Below are 335 nucleotides of genomic sequence, written 5' to 3'. Positions count from 1 at the left end.
AAAGGCCATTGAAGCAGAAAGTTTGAGCTTAGGCATTAGCCCAAGTGAAGTCATGTCGAAAGATGCTATTGCACAAATCAATCAAAACTTATGGCAAGACATACAGGCCATGCCTGTCATTGGTGGGGGAAATTAACATGTTCGATCTTAAAAACAGCTTAAAAAAACAGAGCGGAAAAATCTCTCAACCTCTACTGATTGGTTTGGTCATCGGCGCAACCGTACTCCTCAGTATTTTCTTGATCTTGTCGGGTAAGAATAAATCTGAAACATCAGATGAACATGCAGAGGAAGAAGGCGCAGAGGAACATGGAAGTGAAGAACATGGCGGTGAA

Annotated in this window: 1 pseudogene; it reads left to right on the top strand. The window is 42.1% G+C overall.

The window, feature by feature from the left end:
* Positions 1-137: 137 nt before the first annotated feature.
* Positions 138-335 (top strand): annotated as a pseudogene (locus SE27_RS14710) (efflux RND transporter periplasmic adaptor subunit); the annotation flags it as partial.

Origin of the sequence: Acinetobacter harbinensis (assembly GCF_000816495.1) — a bacterium.
Classification (GTDB): domain Bacteria; phylum Pseudomonadota; class Gammaproteobacteria; order Pseudomonadales; family Moraxellaceae; genus Acinetobacter; species Acinetobacter harbinensis.
Note: the sequence above shows the minus strand (reverse complement) of the source record. Positions and strands in the feature narration are given on the sequence as shown.